At 48.1% G+C, this 2027-nt stretch carries 2 protein-coding genes; both read left to right on the forward strand.

The window, feature by feature from the left end; genetic code table 11:
* The coding region (locus tag HQK80_16560) for a methyl-accepting chemotaxis protein (GenBank protein ID MBF0223803.1) at positions 1-933 on the forward strand (933 nt) is incomplete at its 5' end.
* A 458-nt stretch (positions 934-1391) separates the two neighbouring features.
* A partial coding sequence (locus HQK80_16565) for a hypothetical protein (protein MBF0223804.1) occupies positions 1392-2027 on the forward strand: 636 nt, incomplete at its 3' end.

Consider the following 2027-nt stretch of genomic DNA (forward strand, 5'->3'; position numbering starts at 1 on the left):
ACCAGTGGTTCCGAGCAGGTTGGTGCCGCAGCCGGGCAGGTTTCGTCATCAGCCCAGTCTTTGGCTGAAGGGGCCTCGGAACAGGCCGCTGCCCTGGAAGAGACCTCAGCGTCCATGGAAGAGATGACTTCCATGACCAGGCAGAATTCTGACAATGCCTCTCAAGCAGATAGTTTGATGCGTGAGGCCTTGAGTGTAATTAACACCGCTGATAAATCCATGGACGAGATGAGTACATCTATGGAGGAGATTTCAACAGCCAGTCAAGAGACCTCAAGAATTGTTAAAACCATTGATGAGATTGCCTTTCAGACCAACCTGCTGGCCTTAAACGCAGCGGTTGAAGCTGCCCGGGCTGGAGAGGCGGGGGCCGGTTTTGCTGTGGTTGCCGATGAGGTTAGAAATCTTGCCATGCGTGCCGCTGATGCCGCTAAAAATACGGCAGCACTTATAGAAGGCATTGTTACCAAGGTTAACTCCGGAAAAGCAATTGTTACCAAAACTAATAGCGCCTTTAAAGAAGTTGCCGAGAGTAGTGCCAAGGTCGGCAGTCTGGTTGGTGAGATTTCTGCGGCTTCAAAAGAACAGTCTACCGGCTTTGGTCAAATCAGCCAGGCTATCACCCAAATGGATTCAGTGACACAGCAGAACTCGGCAACAGCCGAAGAGTCGGCGGCTGCCTCGGAAGAACTTAATGCCCAGGCGGCAGTGATGATGGGCGCCGTCGCTGGACTCCGGGCCCTTGTTGATGGTGCGGGTTCCGCTCAGCCTGTAGAGAGATCAAGAACACAACTCTCCAGGCCTGTAGTTGCAAGGCCAGCTCCGAAAGCGGTTTCGCGCAAGGCCTTAGCTGCGCCGGCAGCATCGGTAAAAAAGAAAGCCCCAGCAGACATCATACCAATGGATGGCGACGATAATTTTGAAGATTTTTAGAGCCTCTGGAGTATAGAGTTTTCAAATAACGTGGCAGTTGTAAATGAAGGTCAACGCACCCCAGCCCAACTTGTAGTAGTAGAGGCTCTTATCCAGCTCTGCTGGGCTAGGCCTCTGGAGTGTAGAGTTTTTAAATAACGTGGCAGTTGTAAATGAAGGTCAACGCACCCCAGCCCAACTTGTAGTAGTAGAGGCTCTTATCCAGCTCTGCTGGGCTAGAGTCGATTAAAACCTTAAAGCAAAAAAATCCCCCTGTGTCCCCCTTTTCAAAGGGGGATTCAGGGGGATTTTGGTTCTACCTCGCGTATGTGAAAAGGGGAATTGGATATTTATGTAACAAAATCAGTAGGTTGGGTTGAGCTCCGCGAAACCCAACAAAGTATAAATTTGTAGCTTGAAATTAAAAAAAGGCTGCGACTGCCAAGTCGTCAACCAGTACCGACAAAGGACGTAATAGAATGTTAGAAAACCAAAAATTATCCTCTAAGCTTATACTGGGATTCGCAATCCCGATTCTTGCTATTATCCTAATTATCGGGATGACGTACTTTTATGTGAATCTGACGTCGGCCTCTGTGACAGAGGCAAAGAGTTCCAGTGAAAAAAGTTTCGAGTTTGCGATGCTTGCTCAAAAAATGAGATTGGATGTTGTGCAGGTTCAGCAATGGCTGACTGATATTTCCGCCACCCGTGGCTTGGATGGGCTTGATGATGGCTTTAGTGAGGCAGAAAAAAGGAGGGCGTCATTCCAGAATGGACTTAATAAATTTCAAGATCTGTATAGGAGTAAAAATGATGCTAAAAACTTACAAGTAATTACGGAGATCAAGAACGCTTTTGAGGCATACTACCTAACTGGAAAAACCATGGCGGAAGCCTATATTGAAGAAGGGCCTACGGGTGGCAATAAGATGATGGCCGGTTTTGATCAAGCATCCGCGGCCCTTGCCGAGAAATTTGATCCTCTGATTCAGCAACAAGGGTTGCAGGGCGCACAGGGGCTTGAGTTGGTGAAAGGGAAGTTGGCCGAACTAGGAAAGCTAACTCTTGTTATCGGTATGCTTTGCATTGTTGTTTGTGTTCTTTGCACATGG

The sequence above is a fragment of the Desulfobulbaceae bacterium genome, from assembly GCA_015231515.1.
In the GTDB taxonomy this organism is placed as follows: domain Bacteria; phylum Desulfobacterota; class Desulfobulbia; order Desulfobulbales; family VMSU01; genus JADGBM01.